4 protein-coding genes are annotated in these 4,101 nt (G+C 42.1%); 3 read left to right on the forward strand and 1 reads right to left on the reverse strand.

Annotated elements, in window-relative coordinates:
- Positions 1-55 precede the first annotated feature (55 nt).
- Entirely contained in the window at positions 56-364 is a 309-nt protein-coding gene (locus KDK15_RS09235; RefSeq protein ID WP_257295066.1) for a hypothetical protein, read from the reverse strand.
- 1,062 nt (positions 365-1,426) lie between these two features.
- Between KDK15_RS09235 and KDK15_RS09240 the strand changes: the two genes are divergently transcribed.
- Genes KDK15_RS09240 through KDK15_RS09250 form a run of 3 tightly spaced genes read left to right on the forward strand, consistent with a single transcriptional unit; the run spans position 1,427 to position 3,996 of the window.
- On the forward strand, positions 1,427-2,281 hold the full coding sequence (locus tag KDK15_RS09240; protein WP_257295067.1) for a BtaA family protein: 855 nt from the start codon (positions 1,427-1,429) through the stop codon (positions 2,279-2,281).
- 10 nt (positions 2,282-2,291) lie between these two features.
- On the forward strand, positions 2,292-3,218 hold the full coding sequence (locus tag KDK15_RS09245) for a hypothetical protein (protein ID WP_257295068.1): 927 nt from the start codon (positions 2,292-2,294) through the stop codon (positions 3,216-3,218).
- Between the two features lie 25 nt (positions 3,219-3,243).
- Entirely contained in the window at positions 3,244-3,996 is a 753-nt protein-coding gene (locus tag KDK15_RS09250) for a TenA family transcriptional regulator (RefSeq protein WP_257295069.1), read from the forward strand.
- Positions 3,997-4,101: the final 105 nt, after the last annotated feature.

The following is a 4,101-nucleotide window of genomic DNA, read 5'->3' on the forward strand; positions in this document are numbered from 1 at the left end:
CCCGCTATTCACCTCACAAAACCGAATTTTTATCCTCAATTTTCTGCCATCCTCGTTACGGGGTCGCCTGGACGGGGTCGCCTGGACTGGCGCTACTGCCGGGCAACCCCTCAGTGATACGCCTGATACGGTTCAGAAACGTCCCGGCTGTCAGAACCGCCTGTCTGTCTTTTGGCAAGCTGTTGTCTGGATGCCCTGAAGTACCACTCAGGGTGTTCGGACTTAGCAGGGCTGTTAAGTTTGCCACCTTTTGCCTGTCGTCATCATCCTTATCATTTAACATTTCCGATATAACACTGATGGTATCGGAGAAATAACTCGCCATTCTTTTGCTCAGATACTTTTCCTTGTCCATAATAGCCATGGGGGGTAATTCTTCACCTCTTGGGATTATATATAAGTACCTGCTATCAACTAACGGTGCTGGCACTGTGTGAGTAATAGCATACGCGCTTTCCCAGCGATGATGACTTTTGAAATGTGTTCCATGGGAGGGCCTTGAAATCTCAAATACGTTTTTACTGATCAGAGGGTTGCGAAAGGTTTCATTAAGAAAGTTATTTACTTTTACACTTTTCACAAAGAAAAAGAATTCATCAGAAGAACACGACGTTGGTGTATTTTTTACCCTCAGAGTGCGCACGATCGAATTTGATGACTCATGGGCAAGCCCCTCTTGCCGCAATTTACGTGTCACCTGTTTAGTGAAACGCACTCTTACGCATTTTTCCTTATACCCATGTACAGTACAAAACACTGTGCAGTTTTCACTTTTTTTGAATTCACCAGCGATCTGTTTCCGAAGTTTTTCCCTCAACTCTACGTCTGTGGGCAGTAAACAACGACGATCTTGTATCGATGTGGTTTTCTGGTGCATAGTGCTTTCTTGTTTATCTGTCCCAATCTGGGTATTTACACCAGCAACTGGTATTTGACAAACGTCTCTCGACCCGGGCCATGATCTCGACCTGGGCCTGGAATACACCTCAAGGCGATTTGAAGCATCTGTGTGTGGATGGTCAGAAGCAGCCAACTGACCTGACGATATGTTCATCTCGTTACTATTCTCTACTTTACTTGATGAATTAACAGTGTAGTTGTGCACTTCACGGCCCCTGACTGCTTTGTGCAGTATTTTGCTATTTGTATCAATAGCACATTTTGTAGAAGTGCGTGAGATCATTTATTCCCAAGTCCACATTCTCCTAAAAACAATAGGTTAAATAGAAAAATCCATCTCAAATGAATCTTGCCTTGACAAAATATTTGGAACTTTATAACCAATTAATGGTCTATATCTTCATTGACTCACCAATAATGGAGACAAAATATGGACGAACGTCATCCGTTGAATTTTGCTGTTGTCAGGGAAGATCCGAGCCCGGAAATCGACTGCATCCAGAAAAACCAGGGAAAGAGAGCCTTATTGGTTGCCTCTGGTGGTTGTACGGCACTTGCCCTGAAAGATAAGCTCCCTCATTTACAGGTTGATCTTTTTGATATCAACCCTACTCAGTTACAACATGTTAAAAACAAAATAACCGCAATTAAAAATAAGGATTACCCGTTATTAAATATTGAAAACAATGATCCTTCAGGACTCAATCAAAATGGCGCATTCGAGCGTTATTTCCGAATTTTTCGCCAGATCTTTATCGAATTTATCAGTTCAGAAAGCGAACTGGAACTGTTTTTTAATTCTGATTTCACCACCCGTAAAGAAATTTTGTCAAAATGGACTGGCGCTTCGTTTTGGCAGCCAATATTTGATATCTGTTTTAACAATACGTTTCTTACGGCTATGTTTGGTGACAATGCCGTTCAGCATGCTGAAAAAGACTCTTACATTGAGTATTTCAAAAATTGTTTTACAGCAGCACTGGGTAAAGAGAATAGCGCAGACAATTACTTTTTGCAGAGTATCTTTTTAGGTCGTTACCTTAAATCCAGCGCACCATCATTCCTCACGTCTGAAACAGATTATGATTTCAATTATCATTGCTCACCACTGCCTGATCTGGATAAAGTTGATCACTACGATCTTATCAGTCTGTCTAATATTCTTGATTGGTGCGACAAGGAAAGCATTACTCAACACATCACTTCACTTAAGACGATGCGTTCAGGAAGTACACTGATTCTAAGGCAATTAAATAACGTAAAATCCCTGCGTCCATTACTAGAGTCAGAATTTTCATTTGATGATCAATCATCCAGTTATTACAAAAGCCAGGACAAAAGCATGTTCTACAACCGAATTGAAATAGCTACAAAAAAATAGGCACTTGTTTATGGATGTTCATTTTAAACTTTTAGATGGAGTTGCTATTCAAGCCTACGCAAAACAATTGCAAAACATTGAGCAATCAATACAGTACCCTCTCAGTGAGGCTGGAGATCATTTTACTATTGTACATGGTACTCCCTATCATGGCTTTTTCAGCGCCATGGGGAAGGCCCTGTTTATTTTGGCGATGCATGGTGAGTCTGTTATTGGCTCTATCGCTGCCGTATGGAAACCAGTAACGGTTAATAATCAATCTTATACGGCGCTCTATCTGGCTGACCTCAAGCTATCAAAGCAATACCGTGGCAAGAAAATAATCCACCGAATGATCTGGTTTGCACTAAAAAAGTGGCTGACCAACACCAACTATAGAGGGTGGGATTTTGTTTTCTTTGCCGCCATGAAAAAAGCCGCCATGAAAAAAAATAATGACGATGTCACACGAAGTTTTTCAGGTTTCCACCTTGGTAAACTGGTCAAGGTGTCCTGTACATTGGACATTTATTTCTGTTCATGCAAAGAGCTACTCTCTCTGGACAATCGGTCCCCGTTATTACCCTCGTTACATCGTGTCGCCTGCCTGTCTCAGATAGACAGCAATATCAGAAATAATTCAGGCACTAAAGATTTCAAACTGCAATCGACAGGAAAACCATGGCAACTGATCCATTTGCCAATACCACCAGGATATTGGTCAAACCCTCTTGACAGCTACCTCAGGCATGCTGCACATGAGCAATCATTGATATCAGAGTCCGTAACTCTGTGTTTTTCTCTGGATTCCCGTCTTACCGAACTGAAGCGCTGGCTTATCGCTAACAGTATTAAACCAGGGGCAGCCTGTTCTATTTATAGTTGTCCTAACACTTTATTCGGGGTTTCTCCTATTGATGAGAGTGATTTTATCCATTTGGATACCAGTCAAATTTAAACTGATAATTAAAAAAGGGAATATTATGGAACATTACATCAACGAACTAAAACAAAGATACCCACTGAAACGTGCAGAGTATTTCCAGACCCTTACGGAGGGTACTTTCGATCGGCAAGACTTCATTGAGACCCAGATACAATTTTTATTTGCCGTCGTCCATTTTTCCCGGCCCATGTCCGTCATCGCCTCACGGTTGCCAAGACCGGAAATCCGTATAAACACCCTGAAGAATGTCATGGAAGAACACGGCAATGGCCTGCTAAGCAACGCCCATGAAAGCACATTTCTTTCGTTTCTTGACGCTATGGGTGTTTCTTCAGATTATATCGAACAACGTGCTCTCTGGCCTGAGGTGAAATCATTTAACAGCACATTGTCTGATGTATGCCTTTCGGGTGATCTCTATACCGCAGTTGCAACCATCGGAATAATCGAAGACCTTTTCAGTCACATTTCGTCTTATCTTGGCCAGGCTATTGTTGGCCGAAACTGGCTTAAGTCGTCTGAACTCACCCATTATCACTGCCACAAAGATTTAGACGAAGAGCATGCCGATGAATTTTATCAGATTATCCGTCCATTCTATGGGAAAGGGGATCATAGATCAGACTATTTAATTGAACAGGGACTGGAACTTGGTGCCTATATCTTTATGACCATGTACCAGGAGCTTTATCGATCCCGAACACGTCGATGGATCCGACAGGTCAGCGGACCTCACAGTTTAACCGATGGATGGTATCTAAATACTGATCGAGCAAGACCTGATGGATAGGCACCTGCTGACGACGTTATTGGTCAACGTGATACCCATCCCGGACAGCTTATAAGTAGTTGGCCAAATGGAATCGTATTTTCTGGCTAAGTGGGCAGTTACTAT

Origin of the sequence: Endozoicomonas sp. YOMI1, from assembly GCF_024606345.1 — a bacterium.
Classification (GTDB): Bacteria; Pseudomonadota; Gammaproteobacteria; order Pseudomonadales; family Endozoicomonadaceae; genus Endozoicomonas.

What these genes read in the sequence shown, in the direction of transcription:
- KDK15_RS09250 (WP_257295069.1), top strand. Translation starts at nt 3,244, where the DNA reads ATGGAACATTACATCAACGAACTAAAACAAAGATACCCACTGAAACGT.
- KDK15_RS09235 (WP_257295066.1), bottom strand. Translation starts at nt 364, where the DNA reads ATGGCTATTATGGACAAGGAAAAGTATCTGAGCAAAAGAATGGCGAGT.
- KDK15_RS09245 (WP_257295068.1), top strand. Translation starts at nt 2,292, where the DNA reads ATGGATGTTCATTTTAAACTTTTAGATGGAGTTGCTATTCAAGCCTAC.